General features: G+C 65.4%; 13 protein-coding genes. 7 read left to right on the forward strand and 6 right to left on the reverse strand.

All coding sequences use genetic code 11. The features are described 5' to 3' along the window. The first annotated feature begins 151 nt into the window (after window positions 1-151). From DES44_RS00575 to DES44_RS00590, 4 genes are all read left to right on the forward strand, one after another. On the forward strand, window positions 152-1,408 hold the full coding sequence (locus tag DES44_RS00575) for an efflux RND transporter periplasmic adaptor subunit (protein WP_058936662.1): 1,257 nt from the start codon (window positions 152-154) through the stop codon (window positions 1,406-1,408). A 28-nt stretch (window positions 1,409-1,436) separates the two neighbouring features. Further along, window positions 1,437-4,601 carry an efflux RND transporter permease subunit gene (locus DES44_RS00580; protein WP_058936661.1) on the forward strand — a complete coding sequence of 1,055 codons (3,165 nt, stop codon included), beginning with the start codon at window positions 1,437-1,439 and terminating at the stop codon, window positions 4,599-4,601. 48 nt (window positions 4,602-4,649) lie between these two features. Further along, the gene (locus DES44_RS00585; protein ID WP_058936660.1) at window positions 4,650-6,080 is read left to right on the forward strand and encodes an efflux transporter outer membrane subunit; all 1,431 of its coding nucleotides are present in this window, start codon (window positions 4,650-4,652) and stop codon (window positions 6,078-6,080) included. A gap of 313 nt (window positions 6,081-6,393) precedes the next feature. Beyond that, window positions 6,394-7,389 (forward strand): hypothetical protein, encoded by a 996-nt coding sequence (locus tag DES44_RS00590; protein ID WP_058936659.1) that lies wholly within the window; start codon window positions 6,394-6,396, stop codon window positions 7,387-7,389. On the opposite strand, the gene DES44_RS00595 is transcribed toward DES44_RS00590, so the two are convergent. After that, window positions 7,352-9,655, reverse strand: coding sequence for a molybdopterin-dependent oxidoreductase (locus tag DES44_RS00595; RefSeq protein WP_058936658.1), 2,304 nt, complete (start codon window positions 9,653-9,655; stop codon window positions 7,352-7,354). The genes DES44_RS00590 and DES44_RS00595 overlap by 38 nt on opposite strands. Before the next feature lie 101 nt (window positions 9,656-9,756). Here DES44_RS00595 and DES44_RS00600 point away from each other — a divergent pair, with 101 nt between their 5' ends. Beyond that, a complete protein-coding gene (locus DES44_RS00600; RefSeq protein ID WP_058936657.1) occupies window positions 9,757-10,605 on the forward strand; it encodes an alpha/beta fold hydrolase in 849 nt (282 codons plus the stop codon). Window positions 10,606-10,717: 112 nt separating this feature from the next. Here the strand turns inward: DES44_RS00600 and DES44_RS00605 are convergent, their stop codons facing one another. Further along, window positions 10,718-11,098, reverse strand: coding sequence for a PilZ domain-containing protein (locus tag DES44_RS00605; RefSeq protein WP_083525881.1), 381 nt, complete (start codon window positions 11,096-11,098; stop codon window positions 10,718-10,720). Window positions 11,099-11,303: 205 nt separating this feature from the next. Beyond that, on the reverse strand, window positions 11,304-11,729 hold the full coding sequence (locus tag DES44_RS00610; protein WP_147306908.1) for a hypothetical protein: 426 nt from the start codon (window positions 11,727-11,729) through the stop codon (window positions 11,304-11,306). A 259-nt stretch (window positions 11,730-11,988) separates the two neighbouring features. Here DES44_RS00610 and DES44_RS00615 point away from each other — a divergent pair, with 259 nt between their 5' ends. Beyond that, complete coding sequence (locus DES44_RS00615) at window positions 11,989-12,648, forward strand: DUF1134 domain-containing protein (RefSeq protein WP_058936654.1); 660 nt, start codon at window positions 11,989-11,991, stop codon at window positions 12,646-12,648. A 104-nt stretch (window positions 12,649-12,752) separates the two neighbouring features. Here the strand turns inward: DES44_RS00615 and DES44_RS00620 are convergent, their stop codons facing one another. Next, on the reverse strand, window positions 12,753-13,415 hold the full coding sequence (locus tag DES44_RS00620) for a PleD family two-component system response regulator (protein WP_058936653.1): 663 nt from the start codon (window positions 13,413-13,415) through the stop codon (window positions 12,753-12,755). 159 nt (window positions 13,416-13,574) lie between these two features. Here DES44_RS00620 and DES44_RS00625 point away from each other — a divergent pair, with 159 nt between their 5' ends. Then, a complete protein-coding gene (locus DES44_RS00625) occupies window positions 13,575-16,508 on the forward strand; it encodes an adenosylcobalamin-dependent ribonucleoside-diphosphate reductase (protein ID WP_058936652.1) in 2,934 nt (977 codons plus the stop codon). A gap of 249 nt (window positions 16,509-16,757) precedes the next feature. On the opposite strand, the gene DES44_RS00630 is transcribed toward DES44_RS00625, so the two are convergent. Both DES44_RS00630 and DES44_RS00635 read right to left on the reverse strand, forming a co-directional pair. Continuing rightward, window positions 16,758-19,889: an AAA family ATPase gene (locus DES44_RS00630; RefSeq protein ID WP_058936651.1), complete on the reverse strand. Its 3,132-nt coding sequence runs from the start codon at window positions 19,887-19,889 to the stop codon at window positions 16,758-16,760. Then, a complete protein-coding gene (locus tag DES44_RS00635) occupies window positions 19,890-21,644 on the reverse strand; it encodes a hypothetical protein (protein WP_058936650.1) in 1,755 nt (584 codons plus the stop codon). Between the last annotated feature and the right edge of the window lie 519 nt (window positions 21,645-22,163).

Consider the following 22,163-nt stretch of genomic DNA (forward strand, 5'->3'; position numbering starts at 1 on the left):
GCGCCCGTTCGCTGGCCGGCCGCCTTAACCGGCCGTTCACCCAGCGGGCGTTGCAGGAGGATCGACCTTTGCCGATGATGCGCCGACGCTGAAAACGCTACGTAAAAACACCAACAAGCCACCCCTGATGCACAAGAGGAACCCCATCGTGATGTCCTTCCCTCAGTCACAAGAACAACCGGGGGCGGCGCGCCCTAATCCCACGACGGCTCATGCCCGCGTGCTTTATCTGCTGCCGCTAGTGGTCGCGCTGGCCGCTGTCCTGACCGCTTGCGGCAAGGATGAAAAGGCCGCCGGTCCTGGCAAGGGCGGCGGCATGCCGCCCGCCCAGGTGGGCGTGGTCACAGTGGGCACCCAGGCGGTGGCCCTGCAAAACGAGCTGCCCGGCCGGGTGGAAGCGCTGCGCACCGCAGAAGTGCGGGCCCGCGCGACCGGCATCGTGCTCAAGCGTCTGTTCACCGAAGGCGCTGAAGTGAAGGCCGGCCAGCCGCTGTTCCAGATCGACCCGGCCCCCTACCAGGCCGCGCTGGACAGCGCCAATGCCAACGTGGCCAAGGCTGAAGCCAACTATGCCCAGGCCAATGCCCAGGCCGAGCGCAACAAGCCGCTGGCCGAAGCCAAGGCGATCAGCCAGCAGGACTACATCACCTCGGTGGCCACCGCCAAGTCGGCCGCTGCCGATGTGGCGGCCGCCAAGGCCGCCGTGGTGCAGGCCAAGCTGAACCTGGACTACGCCCGCGTGACCGCACCCATCTCCGGCCGCATCGGCCGCGCCATGGTGACCGAGGGCGCCCTGGTCAGTTCCACCGAAGCGACCCAGCTGGCCCTGATCCAGCAGGTCAGCAGCGTCTATGTGAACTTCACCCAGTCGGCCAACGAGGTGCAGAACCTGCGCCGCGCCATGGCCAACGGCCAGCTGCGCAGCGCCGGGACCGGCGCCGCCCAGGTGCAGGTGGTGATGGATGACGGCACGGTCTACAGCCGTCCCGGCAAGCTGCTGTTCACCGACCTGACGGTGGACACCACCTCCGGCCAGGTCACCCTGCGCGCCGAAGTGCCGAACCCGGACAACAGCCTGCTGCCTGGCCAGTACGTGCGCGTGCGCCTGGCCCAGGCGGAACTGCCCTCGGCCATCCTGCTGCCGCAGCAGGCGGTCACCCGCGGCAGCGACGGCGACACCGTGCTGGTCGTGGGCGCCGACAACAAGCCGCAGTCCCGCAAGATCCGCATCGGCAACGCCGTCGGCAACCAGTGGGTGGTGACGGACGGCCTGAAGGCCGGTGAAAAGGTCATCGCCGACGGCTTCCAAAAGATGATGGTGCCGGGCGCGCCGGTCAATCCGGTGCCCTTCACGCCGGCCAGCGCCGCCAGTGGTGCCCCCGCGGGCGCCTCGGCCGCCAGCCACTGAGCCCTGACGCTCAGGAAGGATTCAAGACATGGCACGTTTTTTTATTGATCGCCCCATCTTTGCGTGGGTGATCGCTCTCTTCATCCTGGTGTTTGGCGGCGTCGCCATCACCCAGCTGCCGGTGGCGCAGTACCCGACCGTCGCGCCGCCCTCCCTGGTGGTGAGCGTGGTGTACCCGGGTGCGTCCGCCAAGACCCTGGACGAGGCGGTGATCTCCGTCATCGAACAGGAGCTCAACGGCGCCCCCGGGCTGGCCTACCTGGAGTCGGTCAGCCAGGCCAACGGCACGGGCACGATCACCGTGACCTTCGAGTCCGGCACCAACATCGACCTGGCGCAGGTGGAAATCCAGAACCGCCTCTCGCGCGCGGAACCCCGACTGCCGTCGGCGGTAACGCAGCAGGGCGTGAAGGTGGACAAGTCCCGCTCCAACTTCCTGCTGTTCGTCACGCTGGCCTCCAAGGACGGCTCGATGGACCCGATTGCGCTGGGCGACTATGCCGCGCGCAACATCGTCCCGGAAATCCAGCGGGTGCCCGGCGTCGGCCAGGCCCAGCTGTTCGGTTCCGAGCGCGCGATGCGCATCTGGCTGGACCCGGCCAAGATGCTGGCCTACAACCTGACCCCGACCGAGGTCAACACCGCCATCTCCGCGCAAAACGCGCTGGTGCCGGCCGGTGTGCTGGGTGACCGTCCCAACACCACCAGCCAGACGATGTCGGCCACCATCGTGGTCAAGGGCCAGCTGGAGAACAAGGGGCAGTTCGAGAACATCGTCCTGCGCGCCAACACCGACGGCTCCACCGTCAAGCTCAAGGACGTCGCCCGCATCGAGCTCGGCGGCCAGAGCTATGCCACCTACGCCCGCCTGAACGGCCAGCCGTCCACCGGTATCGGTATCCAGCTCTCGCCCACCGGCAATGCGCTGGGCACCGCCACGGCGGTGAAGCAGCGCATGGAAGAGCTGAAGAAGTACTTCCCGGCTGGCGTCGAGTACGCGGTGCCGTATGACTCGTCCAAGTTCGTGAAGATCTCGATCTCGCAAGTGGTCGAGACCCTGGTCGAGGCCATCATCCTGGTGTTCCTGGTGATGTACCTCTTCCTGCAGGACTGGCGCTATACGCTGATCCCGACCCTGGTGGTGCCGGTGGCACTGCTGGGCACCTTCGGCATCATGCTGACGCTGGGCTTCTCCATCAACGTGCTGACGCTGTTCGGCATGGTGCTGGCCATCGGTATCCTGGTGGACGATGCCATTGTGGTGGTGGAGAACGTCGAGCGGATCATGAGCGAGGAGGGCCTGTCCCCCCGCGAGGCCACCAAGAAGGCCATGGGCCAGATCTCGGGCGCCATCATCGGCATCACCACGGTGCTGATCGCGGTGTTCGTGCCGATGGCCTTCTTCGCCGGCTCGGTGGGCAACATCTATCGCCAGTTCTCGCTGGCGATGGTGGCGTCCATGGCGCTGTCCGCGCTGATGGCCCTGTCGCTCACGCCGGCGCTGTGCGCCACGCTGCTCAAGCCGGTGGACGCTGGTCACCATCACGAAAAGCGCGGCTTCTTCGGCTGGTTCAACCGCGGCTTCTCCCGCACGGCCAAGGGCTATGAGGGCTGGGTGTCGCGTCTGCTCAAGCGCAGCGCCACCATGATGCTGGCCTTCGTGGCCATCGTGGCGGTGGTGGGCTGGCTGTATGTGCGCATGCCCACCTCCTTCCTGCCCAATGAAGACCAGGGTTACCTGATCGTCAACGTGCAGCTGCCCCCGGGCGCGACGTCCAACCGGACCGAAGCCGCCGTGGCCGCCGTCGAGCAGTTCCTGCACAAGCAGCCGGAAGTGGCCGACACCATCGGCGTGATCGGCTTCTCCTTCTCCGGCCAGGGCCAGAACGCCGCACTGGTGTTCGTGCCGCTCAAGCCATGGGAAGAGCGCAAGGGCGCCGAGCACAGCGCCAGCGCCGTGGCCGGCCGCGTCTTCGGGGCGATGATGGGCGGCGTGCGCGACGCCTTCATCTTCCCGCTGTCGCCGCCCCCGATTCCGGAACTGGGCAACGCCACCGGCTTCGCCCTGCGTCTGCAGGACCGCGGCGGCCTCGGCCACGAGGCTCTGCTGGCGGCTCGCAACCAGCTGATGGGCATGGCTGCGCAGAGCAAGCTGATCACCGGCATGCGTCCTGACGGTCTGGAAGATGCGCCGCAGCTGCAGATCGACATCGACCGTGCCAAGGCGCAGGCCCTGGGCGTCAACTACAGCACCATCGCGGCCACGCTCGGCACCCAGCTGGGCTCGGCTTACGTGAACGACTTCCCCAGCGCCGGCCGCATGCAGCGGGTGGTGGTGCAGGCCGATGCGCCCAAGCGCATGACGCCGGAAGACGTGCTGGCGCTGAACGTGAACAACGCCAATGGCAAGGCGGTGCCGCTGTCGGCATTCGCCACCAGCCGCTGGATCACCGGTCAGATGCAGGCCACCCGCTACAACGGCTACCCGGCCATGCGCCTGGCCGGTGATGCGGCCCCGGGTGCGTCCACCGGTCAGGCCATCAAGGAGCTGGAAAGCATGATCGCCAAGCTGCCGCCGGGCATCGGCTACGAGTGGACCGGTCTGTCCCGCGAGGAACAGCTGTCCGGCTCGCAGGCCACCATCCTGCTGGCGTTCTCGCTGCTGGCGGTGTTCCTGTGCCTGGCTGCGCTGTATGAGAGCTGGTCGATCCCGCTGGCCGTGCTGCTGGTGGTGCCGCTGGGTCTGCTGGGCGCGCTGGCCGGTGCCACGCTGCGCGACATGCCCAACGACGTCTACTTCAAGGTGGGCCTGATCACCATCATCGGCTTGTCCGCGAAGAACGCCATTCTGATCATCGAGTTTGCGAAGGACCTGCAGGCGCAAGGCAAGGGGCTGGTGGAATCCATCCTCGAAGCCGCCCACCTGCGTTTCCGCCCGATCATCATGACGTCGATGGCCTTCATCCTGGGCGTGACGCCGCTGTTCTTCGCCTCCGGCGCGGGCTCGGCCAGCCAGCGCGCGATCGGTACCGGCGTGCTGTCCGGGATGATCACCGCCACGCTGCTGGCCGTGATCTTCGTGCCGGTCTTCTTCCTGGTGGTGCGCCGCTTCTTCAAGGGCAGCGAGCGCCAGCGCAAGATGCATGCGCATGAGCTGGACGGCACCAATGTCAAGAACGCCGACGGCGTGTGATGAACGTTGCGAGCCCCGGCGCAAGCCGGGGCCCCACGGAGAATTCGAATGATCAAAAACAGTTTGACCGTCCTGGCCTCGGCCGTTGCGGCCCTGGCACTGACCGGCTGCATCAACCTGGCGCCGGACCATCAGCGTCCCGAGGCGCCGGTGGCGGGCCAGTGGCCGCAGGGGCCCGGGGCGGAAGCCCCCGGCGCCCAGGCCGCTGCCCAGCTGCAGTGGGAGCAGTTTTTCCATGACGCCCGTCTGCGCGAGCTGATCAGCCTGGCGCTGAAGAACAATCGCGACCTGCGCGTGGCCCTGCTGAATGTGGAAGTGGCCCGTGCGCAGGCAGGTGTGGCGTCGGCCAACCGCTGGCCCACCGTGAACGTCGGCCTGACCGGCACCCGCGGACCGCAGACCACCACCAACGGCGACACGCGCGTGGTCAGCACCTACCAGGCCGGTCTGCAGATCAATGCCTATGAGCTGGATCTGTTCAGCCGCCTGAAAAACACCAGCGAAGCGTCGTTTGCCAATTACCTGGCCACCGGCGAGGCGGCCCGCACTGCGCGCATCTCGCTGATCTCCAGCGTGGCCACGGCCTACCTGGCAGTGCAGGCGGATGACGAGCTGCTCAAGCTGACCGAGCAGACCCTGGCCACCCGCCAGGACAGCCTGCGGCTGACCCAGCTCAAGTTCGACAACGGCGCCTCGTCCAAGCTGGACCTGAACACCGCGCAGTCGTCGTATGAATCGGCCCGCGCCACGCTGGCCCAGCTGCAGCGCACCCGCATGCAGGACATGAACAGCCTGACCCTGCTGGTGGGCCAGCCGCTGCCCGACACGCTGACCCCCGCGCAGCCGCTCAGCGGCCAGACGATGGGCGCACTCATGGCCGGTCTGCCGTCGGAAGTGCTGATCCAGCGTCCGGACGTGCGTCAGGCCGAGCAGCAACTGGTGGCGGCGGAAGCCAACATCGGCGTGGCCCGCGCAGCCTTCTTCCCGAGCATCTCGCTGACGACCAGCGCCGGTACCGCCAGCAGCGCCCTGTCCGACCTGTTCAAGCGCAGTGCCTGGAGCATCAGCGGCACCGCTTTGATGCCGCTCTTCGACTTCGGCAAAAACCGCAACAACCTGGATGCGGCCAAGGCCAATCGCGAGATTGCCGTGGCCAACTACGAGAAGGCAGTGCAGACCGCCTTCAAGGAAGTGTCCGATGCGCTCGCCGGTCGTGCGACGCTGGACGAGCAGTTGCGCGCGCAGGATGCACAGGCCGAGGCCGAAGCCTCTCGTCTGCAACTGGTGGAGCTGAGCTACCGCAACGGTGCTGCGTCCAACCTGGACCTGCTGGATGCCCAGCGGTCCAGCTTTGCCGCGCAGCAGTCGGCCCTGCAGGTGCGCCTGGCCCATCTGCAGAACCAGGTCCAGCTCTACAAGGTGCTGGGCGGCGGGACCGAGCCGGCACCGGCTCAGCAGGACGCCGCGCGCACGCAGTAAGGAGCGAAGCGCCCCGCAAACCGGCCACCGTCCCGCGTCTTGAACGACGGGGTACCTGGCCTCCGACGGCATCGGTTCGCAGCAGCGGCCGATGCCGTTTTTCATGGGCGCTGCGCAGGGGTCTGACAACGAGTTCAAGCCCGGCGTTGAATCAGTTTTTCAGGCCGCTCCACTACCAATATTTGTGGATCTCTAGCCGCAATTGGGATCGCATTTGCTAGCTTGATTCAACGCAACGTAGCAAGCGCCATCGCTGACGAGCGCCCGCGCACTCTGCATCATCAGCGCCCCTGGTGTGACTTGTGGCGATCCCATGTACTTTCCCTACCTTCACGGCATGCAGAAGGAAATGCTGGCCTTGCGCCAGTCCGTCCCGCTGCTGGCCGCCGATGCTTGTGTCCAGCCGGTGATCGAGCCGGTGCGTCATGTGTTGGCCTCGCTCACCCACACGCTGCAGGCCTGCGAGGACGAGGGGCTGCCGGTGTGGATGGTGGTCAATCCGATGCTGCAGGAATTCGACGGCGTCGGCGCCGCCCCGGCGCTGAGCTGGGGCCGGCATCTGATGGCCTCCATCCAGCCGCGCAAGCATCTGTGTCCCACGCTGCTGCTGCATGGCGGGGTGACGCTGGAGGTGGTGCGGCTGTTTGCGCAGAGCTTCGCAGGCCAGGTGGTGGGGGTGGTGATGGCGGAGGAGCCGCCGTCGCTGATGCATCTGTATGACGCCTTGAAGGGCCTGCACGTGGGGCGGGTGTTTCTCAAGAGCGGCCCTTGCTCGACCGCCCTGCGCGAGCGGCTGGCGCCGGTGCCGGTGGTGTGGGTCGAGCCGCTGGACGCGAGCATGCCCGAAGCCCTCAAGCGGGTGGGGCTGGGCGGATTCCTGCAGGAGCGCCGCTTCTTCTCCGATGCGGTCTCCCGCTACCGCGAGGTGGGCGGGCCCGGCTTTTCGGACTACACCTGCCTGCCGTCACTACCGTATCCGGGCAGCGGGCCGACCGGCTGTTTCCATCTCAGCTTCCATCAGATCGGCGGGCCGATGGACCGGGCGCTGTGCCTGGAGTTCTTCGTGGCGGAGCGGCAGTTCCCGCCGCAGCGCCTGGCGGAGGCCCGCTTCGTGCGCGCCCTGCAGCAGTTCCACCAGGCCCTGGACCGGCGCGATGCCTGCTTCGGTCCCACCGAAGCGGTGCGCCGTTTCGTTGCGTGCCACATCCGCGGCGTGCCGCCCACGCAGGCGCTGGCCCGGCAGTGGCAGCTGATGCACCACCTGGAGCTGGTCAGTGGTCTGTTGTCGGGGCGTTTTCCGCCGCGCTGAGACGCACCGCCACGCCCGACAGCACCGAGGTGCCGGACACCGGATCCCGGTCGTCCTCATCCAGCAGCAGGTTCATGTTGACGCCCGGGTGCTGGGCGGCCAGCCGCAACTGCGTCCCGGCCAGATCGTGGCCCCAGCCATGCGGCAGGCTCACCACGCCGGGTCGCATGGCCTCGCTGAGCTCCACCGGCGCCAGCACGCTGCCGCGGGCATTGCCCAGCCGCGCCATCTGGCCGGAACCCAGGCCGGCGCGGGCAGCATCCTGGGGATGGATCAGCAAGGTGCAGCGCTCCTTGCCCTTGGCCAACACCGGCAGGTTGTGCATCCAGCTGTTGTTGCTGCGGGTCTCGCGACGCCCGATCAACAGCAGTTCGTCGGTGAGCGGGCGCTGCAGCGCCGCCTGGACCGTTGGCAATTCGGCGAGCAGCGCGGCAGGCGCCAGCTCGATGCGACCTGAGGGCGTGCGCAGCACTTCCGGAATGCGGGGGCTCAACTCGCCCAGGTCGATGCCGTGCGGCGCGGCGCGGACCTTGGCCAGCGTCAGCCCGTCGGGCGTGTGGCCGAATCCGTCGCCATAGGGACCGGTGCGCAGGGCCAGGTCCAGCCAGCGGGCCGGTCCGGCGCCGCCGTCCAGCAGCGACAGGCATTCCGCCGCACGGTCACCGGCGCTGCGACGCAGCTCGGTCATCAGCATCTGGTCATCCAGCGCCTGCAGGTCTGCGTCCGGGCCCTGGCCGTTCACGATGGCGGTCAGGCGCAGCAGCGTCTGCCATTCGGACTGCGGCGCGTCGGCACCGACCTCGGCGGGGAACACCGGGCCCGACCAGCGCGCATGATTGCGCCAGGACAGCTGCGCAAACACCTGGTCGTAGTGCCAGTCCTCCAGCGGGGACGGTGGCGGCAGGATCAGGTGGGCATGCCGGGTGGTCTCGTTGATGTAGGGGTCCAGGCTGATCATGAAGTCCAGCCCGTCCAGGGCGCGGGACAGCCGTGCGCCGTTGGGCGCGGACAGCACCGGATTGCAGGCCACGGTGATCAGCGCATGGATCTGGCCGTCGCCCGGTGTCTCGATTTCTTCGGCCAGGCAGCTGATGGGCAGTTCCCCCATCACCTCGGGGGCATGGCTGACGCGGCTGTGGCGGCGGCCGGTGGTGACGCCTTTGCCCTGGCCCGGTCGGCCCAGCGTATTGGCCGCGAAGGCGGCGGCCTTGGGGAACATGAGACCGCCGGGGCTGTCCAGGTGGCCGGTGAGGATGTTGAGCACGTCGATCAGCCAGCTGTTGATCGTGCCAAAGCGCTGGGTGCAGGTGCCGATGCGGCCATACAGCGCGGCACTGCGGGCCCCGGCCAGGTCGCGGGCCAACTGGCGGATGACGGACTCGGACAGACCGGCCTGCGGGGCACAGACCGCGGGGGGGAAGTCCGCGGCCAGGGCGCGCACCTTGTCCAGGCCGTTGATGTGATCGGCCAGTCGGCCGGGACGCACCAGGTCTTCGTCGAACAGCGTGTGCAGCATGCCCAGCAGCAGGAAGACATCGCCGCCGGGGCGGATGGCATGGTGCTCATCGGCGGCCTGTGCGGTCTCGGTGAAGCGCGGATCGATGACGATGATGCGGCCCCCACGGGCGCGCATCGCCTTGGCCTTGCCGCGATAGTCCGGCACGGTCCAGAGGCTGCCGTTGCTCACGGCCGGGTTCGCGCCCAGGATGATCAACAGGTCGGTGCGAGGCAGGTCCGGCACCGGCACGCTCAGCCAGTGGCCGTACATCCAGCCGCAGGCGAGCTGCTTGGGCATCTGGTCCAGCGTCGAGGCGGAGAAGATGTTGCGGGTGCCCAGCGCGCGCGCCAGTCCTGGGAAGTAGCTGAACAGGCCGATCTTGTGAGAGGCTGGATTGCCGATGCTCAGGCCCACGGCGTCCGGCCCGTGGGTCTGGCGCAGGGCTGGCAGGCGGCGGTGGATCTCGTCGAAGGCCTGCGCCCAGCTGATCGGCACGAATCGGCCGTCGGTCTCGCGGCGCATGGGCTGGCGCAGGCGATCGGGGTCTTCATGCAGGTCTTTGAGGGCGACGCCCTTGGGGCACAGATAGCCCTGGCTGAACGGGTCTTGCTCATCGCCGCGGATGCTCACCACGTGGCGCGCGGGGGTGCCGTCCGTGGCGGCGGCGGTGCGGATTTCCAGCCCGCAGCTGGCTTCGCACAAGGGGCAGATGCGGTAGTGCGTCTGCGGGTCCTCGCCCTCCAACCGGGGTGGGGCGTCGATGGCCATGGCAGTCTCCGTTGCTTCGTCTTGTGCGGACCATTGTGGGACGGGCTGCGAGCCCTCGTCGTCATGTAGGCGACAAGCTGCGGCGCGGCATACTGGCGCCTATGAAGATCGATATCGGTGGCGGCGTTCGCCTTTATGTGGATGTGGACGGGGCGGGTCTGGTGCCGGACGGCCCGCGCATGCGGGAGAAGCCCACGCTGATCTGCATGCACGGCGGGCCGGGCTTTGACCACAGTGCCTTCAAGCCGGCCTTTGGCCAACTGACGGATCTGGCGCAGGTGGTTTATTACGACCATCGCGGACATGGTCGCAGCGACCCGCGTCCGTCCAGCGAATGGAACCTGGATGTGTGGGCGGACGATGTGGTGCGTCTGTGCGACGCGCTGGGCATTGAAAAGCCTATTGTGCTGGGGCAGTCCTTTGGCGGCTTTGTGGCGCAGCGCTACATCGCCCGGCACCCTGGGCATGCGTCGAAGGTGGTGTTGTCGAGCACGTCGCACCACATGGGTCTGGAGCGCAAGCTGGCGGCCTTCGAGCGGCGCGGCGGGCCGCAGGCGCGGGCGCTGGCGGAGGGGTTCTGGGCCCATCCCAGCCATGCGACGTTTGAGGCGTACTGGTCGGGTGTGCGACACCTCTACAACACGCAGCCGGCGGCGGACCCGGAAGCGGGCAGCCGCACGCTGGCCAACCTGGAGATCCTGCTGCATTTTGTGGCGGGCGAGAAGCAGGACCTGGGGCTGCTGCAGGGTCTTGCGCGCGCGATGTGTCCGGTGCTGGTGATGGTGGGGGAGGACGACCCGGTCTGCCCGCTGGAAGATGCGCTGGAGATTTTCGAGGCCCTGCCGGCGCAACATCGCCAATTGGCGCGTTTCCCGGGCGTGGGTCACGGTGCCTGGCGGGACGATCCGGTGGCGGCCTTCGAGGTGCTGCGGCGGTTCATTGCCCAGTGAGCTGGGTGCGCTGACGCGGCAATGCGGCGCACGGCAGTGCGTTGACACGCCGAGGTGCTGACACGGTGACGTGTCGAGGAACCGAATCGTGGACGCGATTCGGTGTTGGCTGTCAGGCGGGGGAGGCGGCCAAAGATCGAAGGTCGCGTTCTGCGAGGGCGGGGTCGCCGAGGTTGAGTTCGATCAATCGTCGCAGATGGGTGATGCTTTCGAGGTCGATGCCGAGGCTGAGGAGGCCGGCTTTGGAGGCGTCGATGTGGGCGATTTGGACGGCCATGGAGATGCGGCCGTCGTGGGGGTGGAGGGGCAGGTCGAGGAGGGCGAGCATGCCGGGTTCCACGGGGGCGTTATCGGGCAACTGGAGGAGGGCGCCCTTGAGGGAGAGGTCGAGCACCTGGACGGTGATGCGGTGATCGACGGTGACCAGGTGGGCGGCGCTGGCGAAGGCGATACGCGAGAAATGACGGCGTTCGCGGTTTGAATCGTTGGACATCACAACTCCGGCGTTTTCGGCAGACTATCCGCTTCCCGACGCACTTCGTCAAAGCCCGCCGCTGCCCCCCGACCAAGGGCGACCGCTTGCCCGAGATAGGTGAACCCAGTCGCCCTGTCGCCCGAGCCAAGCGAAGACTGGAGATCCGGCTCCGCCGGGCTCCGTCTTGCCCCCTTGGGGGGCGCGCGCAGCGCGTAGGGGGGGTCTAGAGCTCTGCGTAGATGGTGGATTTTTCGATGGCCTGGTGCAGGCGCGACGGCGCCAGCGATTCCAGGCCCATCGTTTCCAGCAAATACCAAGACGCCCGCAGCAGCGCCGAAGTCGCCTGGCGCAGCGCCATCAGCTCCGGCGAATCCTCGCGGGACATCATCTGCTGCAGCTGTCGATTGGGCGCATGCCCAGGCACTTCCGGCAGCGAATACCCCGGATGGGTCTGCGCCACCCGTGACAGCAACTGCTGCACTTCCGGCCCGTGTTCCGGCGACTGGATCAACCGCGCCAGGTCCCCCAGCAAGCGCTCACCGGCGGCGGCGAGCAACTGTGCGGAATGATCGGCACCGCCGGCCATGTACAGGGCCGAGGCCATGTCCAGATATTCCAGGGCTCTCGCCAGACGGGGCAAATCACTCACGGGGGTCCTCCTTGCTGCTTATCTTCGCTTTTGTGTGCGGATGGGTCGTCGATAGGAATCGGTGGATCGGTCTTCATCTGCCAATCTTGTCGTCGTTCCGCGACCCTCCGCGTTGGCGTTCGCGCAGTGTATAGAACGGCGCACCGGGTTGTCGCGCCGTTTGTCACAAGCAGGCGTAGCATCGTCTTGCAAAACGTGTCCGACCGGAGAACCGCACCCCTTTTGTGCGCCGGCCTCATGGAAAACCCGGAGAGTGAGCATGAATCGTATGGAGTCCGAAGACTTGGCCGCGTCTCGCCGCGGCGCGCTGACCCGGCTGGGGCGGCTGACGGCGGGCGGGCTGATCCTGCCTGTGGCGGCGGGTGCAAGCTGGCCGGCGCTGGCGGCCGAAGACAAGGGCAGCCCCGGCGACAGGGGTGACAAGAACGACGAAGACGACACCTTCGACCAGGACTCCGTCCTCAAGGACGCCGCCGAGTTCTTCGGCCAGACGACCGAAGGGCTGGCCAAGGTCATCGAGAAGGCCTTCAAGGAACAGGGCCGGCCCAATGCCTACATCAAGGGCCAGGAAGCCGGGGCGGCCATCACGGTGGGGCTGCGCTACGGGGACGGCACGCTGGTGATGAAGCATGGCGGCACCGCGCAGGTGTATTGGGCCGGGCCGTCGGTGGGATTCGACCTGGGTGCCAATGCGTCCAAGGTCTTCACGCTGGTCTACAAGCTGCCCAAGCCCGCGGCCATCTACCGCCGCTTCCCCGGCGTCGACGGCAGCCTGTATTACGTCGGCGGCGCCGGCATCAACTACCAGCGGGCGGACGGCATCACCTTGGCGCCGATCCGGCTGGGTGTGGGGCTGCGGGCAGGCGCCAGCGTGGGCTACATCCATTACCGCCGAGAGAAGACCTACAACCCCTTCTGAGGGAGAGCGGCGACCCTCACCGAGCGCGAGCGGTGGGTCGTCGGCGATTGCCTATGGCCGATTGCCGATTGCCGATTGCCGACTGCCTTCCAGCGACGCCCGAGTCAGCCGGTGCGCAGCGGGCCGCCTTCGCGCTGGCTGCGCTCCAGGGCGCCTTCGGCCCGCGCCAGGAAGGCGCCGCCGGTGTCGCCCGGGCCGCGCCAGGCCGTCAGGCCCATGGCCAGGGCGCCAGCGCCCGAGTGTTGCTGGAACCACACGGTGCGAAGCCGCTCGCAGACCTTGCGGCCGGTGGGCAGGTCCACGTCATGCAGCAGCATCAGCATCGCTTCGCCCTTGCCCAGCGCCAGCACATCCTGCGAGCGGCATTGCTGACGCAGCATTTGCGGCAGCACACCGGCCGGCGCGCGAATAGCGCCCAGCGCAACGAGACACCAGGACAGGTCGGGCGAGCTGCGTTGATGCTCCGCCAACCGCGACAACAACTGGTCCCGCGAGGCCAGGGGCGAGCTGCCCGCCTGCAGCGCCAGCGCATGGAAACGCTTGTAAAAGCGCAGCGCGGCGGCCCAGTCCTGCTCGGCTTCGGCCAGGGCGCTCAAGGCTTCCTGCAGCGGCGCATGCTCGTCGCCATGGGCACGTTGCAGGGCCAGCAGCTGATCACGGGCAGCAGTGAAGTCCCCGTCCTGGATCAGGCGTCGGGCTTCAGCGCATTCAAGTTCCAGCTCACCGAGGGTGCCGGGGCTGGATCGCAAGACCTTGTCGGGGTTCATGGGATTCAAGAATAGTCCGCTGTTGTGCATTGGCCCATTGGGGCTTCCCAGCGGAGTGGCTGCTCACGGGCCGTTAGTTGCAGCTTTGTGTCTTGATGTAGCTCAGGTCGGTAGTCATTGGCAGGACTAATATCGTTCGATCGCCTTGTGGAGTTTCGAATGACCCAGCCTTCTGTGCCCTCCGCTGTTCCCGCCCTCCCGCATGCGAGCGCGGACACGCTGCCCGCTCAGGACATCAGCGCGGAAGTGCTGCTTGAGAAGTACGCCAAGGGTCATGAGCGCGACCTGGAAGAGGTGCGGCGGCGGGTGGCGCGGGCCTTGGCCCAGGCGGAATCGCCGGAGCATCGGCAGGATTGGGAAGCGCGATTCCTGCAGGCCCAGCAGCGCGGTTTTGTGCCGGCCGGACGCATTGCATCGGCAGCGGGGACCGAGTTGTCGGCCACGCTCATCAATTGCTTTGTGCAACCCGTCGGAGATTCCATTGCCGAGGAGGAAGACGGGGTTCCCGGCATCTACACCGCATTGACGGAAGCCGCCGAAACCATGCGCCGGGGCGGCGGCGTGGGGTATGACTTCTCCCGCATCCGGCCCAAAGGCGCGTGGGTCAAATCCACCCAGTCCAGTGCGTCCGGACCGGTGAGCTACATGCGGGTATTCGACCGCAGCTGCGAGACCGTGGAGTCCGCCGGATCCCGTCGCGGCGCTCAGATGGGGGTGCTGCGCTGTGACCATCCCGACATCGAAGAATTCATCCACGCCAAGGACCAGGGGGACCTGCGCAACTTCAATATTTCGGTCGGCGTGACCGATGCCTTCATGGAAGCGGTGGAGGCGGACGCCGAGGTGGAGCTGGTCCACAAGGCCGTTCCCAGCGCCAAGGTGCGGGCGGCCGGGGCCGTCCAGCGGGCCGACGGGCAGTGGGTGTATCGACGCGTAAGAGCTCGCAAGTTGTGGGACCAGGTGATGCGCTCCACCTACGACCATGCCGAGCCGGGCGTTCTGTTCCTGGACCGCATCAATGCGGACAACAACCTGCACTACTGCGAGACCATCAGCGCGACCAACCCGTGCGCCGAGCAGCCCTTGCCGCCGTATGGCTGCTGCTGCCTGGGGTCGGTCAACCTGACCTGCTTCGTGGAGGACGCCTTTGGCCCGCAGGCGCGGTTCGACGAAGCCGGCTTTGCCGATGTATGCCGTGTGGCCACCCGCATGCTGGACAACGTGCTGGATGTCACACCCTGGCCGCTGCCCAAGCAGGCGCAGGAGGCGGCCAACAAGCGCCGGGTGGGTCTGGGCTTCACCGGGCTGGGGGATGCCCTGATCATGCTGGGCCTGCGCTACGACACCGAAGCGGCGCGGCAGATGGCGCGGCGCATCAGCGAGGTGATGCGGGATGCGGCGTATGAAGCCAGCGCCGATCTGGCGGTGGAGCGCGGGGCGTTTCCGCTCTTTAATGCGGACCTGTACCTGTCCGGCGGGAATTTCGCGTCCCGCCTGCCGCCGTGGCTGAAGGACAAGATCCGGGCACAGGGCCTGCGCAACTCGCACCTGCTGTCAATTGCCCCGACCGGCACCATCAGCCTGGCCTTTGCCGACAACGCCAGCAATGGCATCGAGCCGCCGTTCTCCTGGAGCTACACCCGCAAGAAGCGGATGCCGGACAACAGCTTCAAGGAATATGCGGTGGAGGACCATGCCTGGCGTCTGTACCGGCACCTGCATGGCGCGGACGCGCCCTTGACGGAGGCTTTCGTGACCGCGCTGGAACTCAAGGCCGCCGACCATGAGGCGATGGTGGCGGCGGTGGCGCCGTATGTGGACACGTCCATCTCCAAGACGGTGAACGTGCCGGCGGACTATCCCTACCAGGACTTCCAGGACCTGTACCGGCTGGCCTGGAAAAGCGGCTTGAAGGGCTTGGCGACCTATCGTCCCAACCAGGTGCTGGGGTCGGTGCTGAGCGTGGAGCCGGTGGCCCAGCCGGAGCCGCTCAAACCGGAGGTGGGACCCAACCAGCGGCTGCGGGTGGACCGCCTGCCCAAGCCGGTGCTGGCGTCGCTGCGCTGGCCGAGCCGTCCGGAGCTGCCCGGTGGCAATCCGGCCTGGTCCACCATGATCCGGCATCCGCATGGCGACTTTGCGCTGTTCGTGGGGGAGCTGCCGGCGGAAGGGCCGGAGGCGGGACTGTTCGGCCGCACGCTGCCCTTCGAGGTGTGGGTCAACGGGGCGGAGCAACCGCGCGGCCTGTCGGCGCTGGCCAAGACCTTGTCGATGGACCTGCGCACCAATGACACCGCCTGGCTGCGCCTGAAGCTGGATGCGCTGGCGACGGTGGCCGAGGAGCGCTCCTTTGAAATGCCGATGCCGCCGATGGGCGAGCCCCGCCTGTTCCCTGGCGTGGTGGCCGCGACGGCGGCGGTGATCCGCTGGCGCTGCGAGCAACTGGGCGCCTTGCAGGACGGGGGACCCACCCCGGTGATGGACGCGATGTTCTCGCGCGAGGAACCTCGCACCGGCACGATGGGGACGCTGGCTTGGGCAGTGGACGTGGACAACCCGGCGACCGGGGAGGTGTTCACGCTGACGCTCAAGGAGGTCAGCCTGCCGACGCCGGAGGGCGGCTCGGTGACCCGGCCGTGTGCGATGGGATTTTCGGGCAACTATCCGAAGGCGCTGGATGGCCTGGCGCGTCTGTTGTCCCTGGACATGCGGGTGCTGGACCCGGGCTGGATTGGCATGAAGCTGCGCAAGCTACTGAATGTGGGCGAGCCGCTGGGGCATTTCATGGCGCCGGTGCCGACCCTGTCGGGCGAGCGGCGGCAGCAGGTGTGGCCGTCCACGGTGGCCTATGTGGCGCGGTTGATCATCCATCGCTATGCCATGCTGGGCGTGCTGGATGAGCAGGGCTTCCCGCTGGTGGACATGGGGCTGCTGCAGCAGGCGCCGGCCAGCAGCGGGCGGACGGTGGCCACCACGGCCGGCGTGCCGGCCATGGCGGGCAAGAAGTGCCCGGAGTGCGGGAACCTCACCGTCATTCACCGGGATGGGTGTGAGTTCTGTACGGCTTGTGGGTTTGTGGGGCAGTGTGGGTGAGTTGTTCGATGCCCCAAATGCCGAGACTTTGGGCCCGTATGCCGAGACTAATCGACCCCATAAAACGCGACTTTCGGCAAACCGTTCCCGTAAAGCGAGACCTTCGAGAAAAGACGTCGCTCCGTTGCACCCCGACAGCAGCAATTTTGGCCCCATAAGTTGCGACTGATGGGCCACATCGGTCGCAACTCTTGCGCCAAGCCAAGACGGTGGCTCAGCCCTTTCCGCGTCGTGCCACTTGGCTCTGAATCAGGGCGCGACTGGAGCGGGCGGTTGTTTGGATTCCCGAGACAGTGGAATCTGCTTAAACGCGTCGCCGAGGAAGCCAAACTTTCGAATGAAGAGTGCGGCAATCTTTGTGTCGGCGGTAGCAAAGAATATCTGTCGATTGGAATTTACAGCCAAGTCGCGAAGATAGTCCAAGAAGGATAGTGCATTGAGGTCGTCAATGTGTGCAATGGGGTCATCGATAAGTATGACGGGCGGCGCCGCAGCCGCTGTTCGATTCATCGCCAAGAATACAGATAGTGCGAATGCGGCACGTTGTCCTGTACTTACTTGTTGAAGGTTTCTCGTCTGGTTTGTCGCGACTGTTCGCAAGAGGGTCCCATCGCTGCCGACATATTCGTACTCGTTCGGCGCGTGAATGCGGCTAAAAATCTCATTGATTTGAGCGCCGATGGCAAGCAGAGATTCTTTGGTCGCATGTTCAATTGAGCATTCCAGCAGCAGTGCATCCAGAGTCTCGGAAGCGGTGCGGAGATTTTTGACGCGTGATTTGGCCGCGTTCGACTGGTTGGTTAGCCGCTCTATGCTGGAATTCAGTTCGATGATGGTCTGCGACGATGTGCTCTCAGCCTTTGCCGCCTCCAAAGTCTGAGCCAGCAGCATTGACGCCGAAACCAGAGCGTTGGAGACGTCCGCAAGGTTCTGGTGCTCAGCAATTTCGACCATGCGCAACAGGGAGTCCAGGCGATTCTGAACTGCGGTTGTCTCCTGGAGCAAGATTTGGAGCCCAGCGAATCCACTATCCCTGCCCGCTCGGGTGGGCCAAGAATCGCTCAGTACAGCCGTTAGTCTAAGCTGCAACTGGCCTTCTGCCTCACGTAGACGCTGAAGGGATTGTGTTTGCACTTGCTTCGACGCTGCGGCGCCAAGCAAAAGGGCCTGCTTCAGGGATTCAACCTTTGAACGGTCATAAATCTCGTCAACCGTGTCTACGAGTACAGAGGCTTTCGAAAGAAGAAGGTCATGTTCGTTCGAAGACAGCCCGGAGTTTGATAGCTGCGTCCAGTCCTTCTCCGCTGATTGGAGTTCAGCGTCTGCTTGCGTCAGCCCAGCTTTTAGTTTGATAATCGTCCGTGGAAGTTCTGCACACTCGGCGTCGGGAGGGATGCCAAGGAAGTCAGCTGCACTCGTAATGAAGTTGAAGAACTTGACCCACCCCTGAAAGTATTCGACGTCCCTGCGTGCGTTAATCAAGCTTTCCGACACCAAGGAAAGTTCCGCAGGCTGCTCGAGCGCAACTGTGATGTTTGCAATCAGACTGGCAAGTTCGCTGGGCTGATATTTGGCGCGACAGATGGGGCAGTCGTCCGGAGGGTGTCCCGAGTGCAAAGAAGTTTGCGCCGCCTTCTGTAGCTGGCGGGCCGCCTCTGCACGCAGGGCCGCCTGCTTGCCAAACGCCGCAGCCTGCTTTTCAAGGCTCAGAACCTGAGCTTCCGCGTTCTGCAGGTTCAACCGCGCTTCGCGCAACGCGGTTTCCAGCGAGATTCCTGCGTACTCCTCGGGCACTTCTGGAGTGTCGGCAGCAGCGTATCGACCGAGCTTGCCAAGCGCCGTATCAGCATTGACCTTCGCGGCCTGGTATCGAGCGAGCGTGGTCGCATAACCCGCGCTCAGATAAGTGAGCCATCGGTCGAGCAAACCTGCGGTCTGCTCATCGCGTAGCGCCGCGTCACCGTGCTCTTTGGAGGCTTTCGCGCTCTCGACGCGAGTCAGTTCGAACGGCTTGGCGGCCTCGTGGGCCTGCCGGACGACTTCGATGCGCGCCGACAGCGCGGCCGGGGTTGTGGCGCCAGCGCCGGCAGATAGGACGCCTTCAAGGTGGCCAATGCTCTCTTGCAGGCTGCCACTCTCTTCTTGCGTCGGGAGCGGGCCTGCAGGCGGTGCTGCCTTCCACTTCAGTGCAACCAGAGCGGCACGGAAAGCGTCTGCGAGGGCCTTGCTGTTTGACGGACGACCTTGGACTTCCTTGAGCTGGAGTTGGGCCTCGGTGAGCTTTGTGGTGAGGTCATCGGCGCGAAACACCGCGCCAGTGAGCGCAGTTGTGACCTCTGGAGCGAGCTTCGAGAGGTAGTCCGATATCCCGGACGCGTCAGAGCCAACCAGCAGTCGGCCCAGGTCGCCCGGGATGTCGGGCGCGTCCGCACCCGAGTCGGTCGCCAGACGGAAGGCTGCATCGGTGTCGAGGAAGTTGAAGCGGGTGAATGCTTCAAGAATTCGGTTGGACCGTTGCTCGTTTCGGTTGTACCAGCTGATGCAACGTGCGCGAATGCGCCCCGGGTCAGTTGGCGAGGCGATTGGGGCGGCAGCGCCGACCAACGTGCCGGAAATCTTTGGGTTGCCTGAGGTGCCGGGTCTGCGGTTGTAGCCGCAATAGAAGTGCTCGATGGCTTCAAGAAGGGACGTCTTGCCTGTGCCGTTGGGACCGACGATGAGCGTCACCTGCCCAAACTTGTAGGTCTCACCGTCATGCACCGGGCGGAACTTGTCGATGGAGATTCGCTCCAACCAAGTGCTAGCTAAGGGCCTATCCGCATCAACCAGAGCCACTACCTTCTCTGCCACGGGCACGCGTGCGACTGTTCCCGAGCCGATGCGCTCGACGACGTCTTTCCGCGTCGGCTTGTCGAGGAGTTCGTCGAGGCCAACGGCACTTAGGCGCTTCTCCCACTCGGCAACGACGTTGTAGTCCTTGTCGCCGGTACCGGGCGTGAAGTGCTTGACGTTGCCAAGAAGTGCCTCGAGCTCTTCCTCCGTCACCACGCGTTTGCGCGCGTACTCCTTGTCCGACTCAATGGTGGCCTTCGCCTTCTCGAAACCACCGTTGCTGCGTGAGTTAGGTCCAGCGACGAAGTAGAGGTACTTGTTCCAACGCAAGTCTCCGGGGGTGCCGAAGAAGTCATCGCCGAGAATCCGTTCTTGGAAGTCCTGAAGCGAGCTTGCTCTGGCGACGATGTCGTCAGCGAGGTCAAAATAGGCAACGGCGTAGCACTTACCGTTGTAGGACCGCTCCGCGCGGACGACGCCGTCGTCCACCTCGTCAACTTGGCCAAGTAGCTCGACAACCTTCTTGCGGGCCGATTCCAGCTGCTCCATTCAAAGCCCCTCGTCGATGTTGGTGGCCTTGCCGCCACCGCGGGTGATATCAGTAACTTGCGTCATGCGCGCAAACACCGCCCGCCCGTCTTGGTCGCGATAGCAGACCGCCACACGGTCCTGATGCTGCTTGTTCTCAAGCCTCAATAACTCGAAGGCGGCGTCTCCGACCCCACGCACCAGGTCAGGGTGAGGGTCCATCCCCAGGTATGCGACGAGGGCTGGTTGAACCCCATCTTTGTAGATGTTCACGTGGGGCTTGTCCGGCCGCCAATCCACGCGAATACCGCCCTTGCCGAGGTCTCGGATGTTGAACGGCAGCGTCTCGGTACTGAGGATGTGGTTCAGAGAGCCCACTCGTTTCGCGCGCTCCTCACGGGTTGACTGTGCGGAGGCATCGCGGTCCAACGCGAGGGTGTCGCGCCGGACAACTTCGTCTTCGCCGAGCCTGCAGGATTCCAGGCTCGCAGCGCCATACCAACTCGGCTTGCTGCTGGTCAATCCACACGACAACGCAATTGCCCGCTCAATGCGAAGGCGGCTATCGCTGGCTCGGAGCGTGGAGAAGGCTTCGCCGACCCGCTCGGTCAATGAGCAGAGCGACGTGAGACCTGACTCCGGAGAGTCGGCGTTCGATGCCCAAGTTTGGCTGCCACTGTCCCAGGTGTACCTGGCATCCAGCTTGGGGCCGGTGACGTTGTCATGAACGTACGAGCCGGTCTGAGCAATTTTCGCGACGGTGAGCTCGAATGCGGCGGGAGCGAAGTGGAAATGCAGAACGTGGCGATGCTTGACGTGACGCGAGTAGTACAGGCCAAGGCGCTCGTTTCGTTCAACTTCCTCGTCCTTTGATGAGCAGCGGTCGTCGGAGATGTACCACGCTGAGCCGCTCTCGTTCTTCCATGCTTCGTGCTTCCCGCCAGGAGCGTCGTACTGCACCATGTTCTCGGCCCAGTTGAGGCAGACGATGTCGCAGTTGTTGAGTGCTTTGTTCTTGCTGAAGGTGTCGATGCGATATCGAAGGTAGTCCGAATGCCTCGGCTTCGGATTCAGCTGGATGTGGATGAGCGTCGCCAGGTTGGACAGCTTCCTTCGCAACAGGTCGTCCTGAGCCACGTTGAAGGCATCTGAGCAGATGATGGTGGCCAGCGAGAGCACGTCCTCGTCGCCCTTGAACTGGTAGAGAGTCGTTCCGCAGCGGAGATTCTTGTTCTCGAAAAAGTGGGCGTCGCGCGACGAGATGGTCTTGAACTGAATCAAGACCACCCGCTTGAAGTTTCCTTCTCCATCCTTCGTCTGAAAGCAGTACGCCACCGGGTCGAAATACACGCCCTGCACCGCGGCCGAGTCATCCTTCTCGAAGATGACGTCCGCATGCCCGCTGCAGGCCTCCACCAAACCTTCGAGCTGCTTCGGAGTCATGCTCTCGCACCCGAGAACCCATAGCGTCCCCACCGCAGGGAAGGTCGGGCCCTGAACGGCCCACACGAGCGTCGAGATGGGGAGGAAGTACTCCGGCGTGACCACGAGATGGTGCCCACCCTTCATGGCAAGCTCGAGGAAGCTGCGGGCTTGCTGGTCAGCCAACTGAAGGTCAAGCGGACCAATGCGCGTGTCGTCGGCCAAGATGGGGCCGGATGGCTGGAGCAGCAGCGTCCGATAGGGCTGGTGGTCCGGCCGCAGCGCATCCAGCGATGGGTTCTGCAGATTGCGCGCGGAAAGGATGCCCTCCACGTCGCGGATGGAAATGCTCACACGGCCTCCCTGATGTGCCTGTGTTGGTCTCTTCGTTGTGCGGCCTATTGTATCAATCAGTTACCAGCCACTTACGGGGCTGCGCCCTTCTCGTTCCCCTGTACGAGGGGGGCAGCGGGATGGGCGGGCGCATTGCGGCTGCTGGTGCAACGGGCTGAGACGGAACTACAGGGGCTGTGAACCACAACGCTGCTCAGCGGATGTCAGGACGACGAGGTCAGAGCGGACTACTCATCCAAGAGGCGAGCAAGCTCGGCTGCCTTCGCCGTCGCTGCAGTTACAACGGCGGGCTACGCAGGAGTGCTCCTTGGGCCGGCCCTTGTTGGGTTCCTCGCGAAAGTGGTGGGCCTCTCAACCGCGTTCTGGCTGCTTGCGGGGCTTCTGGCGCTCGTGCCACTTCTGGCAGGTCGCTTGACGCGTTGAGATGTGCTGGAGTAAGCCATGTTGTGCACGCCTCCAGGTCATGCCATGGCATCCAGTGCTTCGAGAAGGTGGCGGACCTCAGGGCTGCTCACGGAT

It is taken from the genome of Roseateles depolymerans (genome assembly GCF_003387155.1).
GTDB classification, from domain to species: Bacteria; Pseudomonadota; Gammaproteobacteria; order Burkholderiales; family Burkholderiaceae_C; genus Roseateles; species Roseateles depolymerans.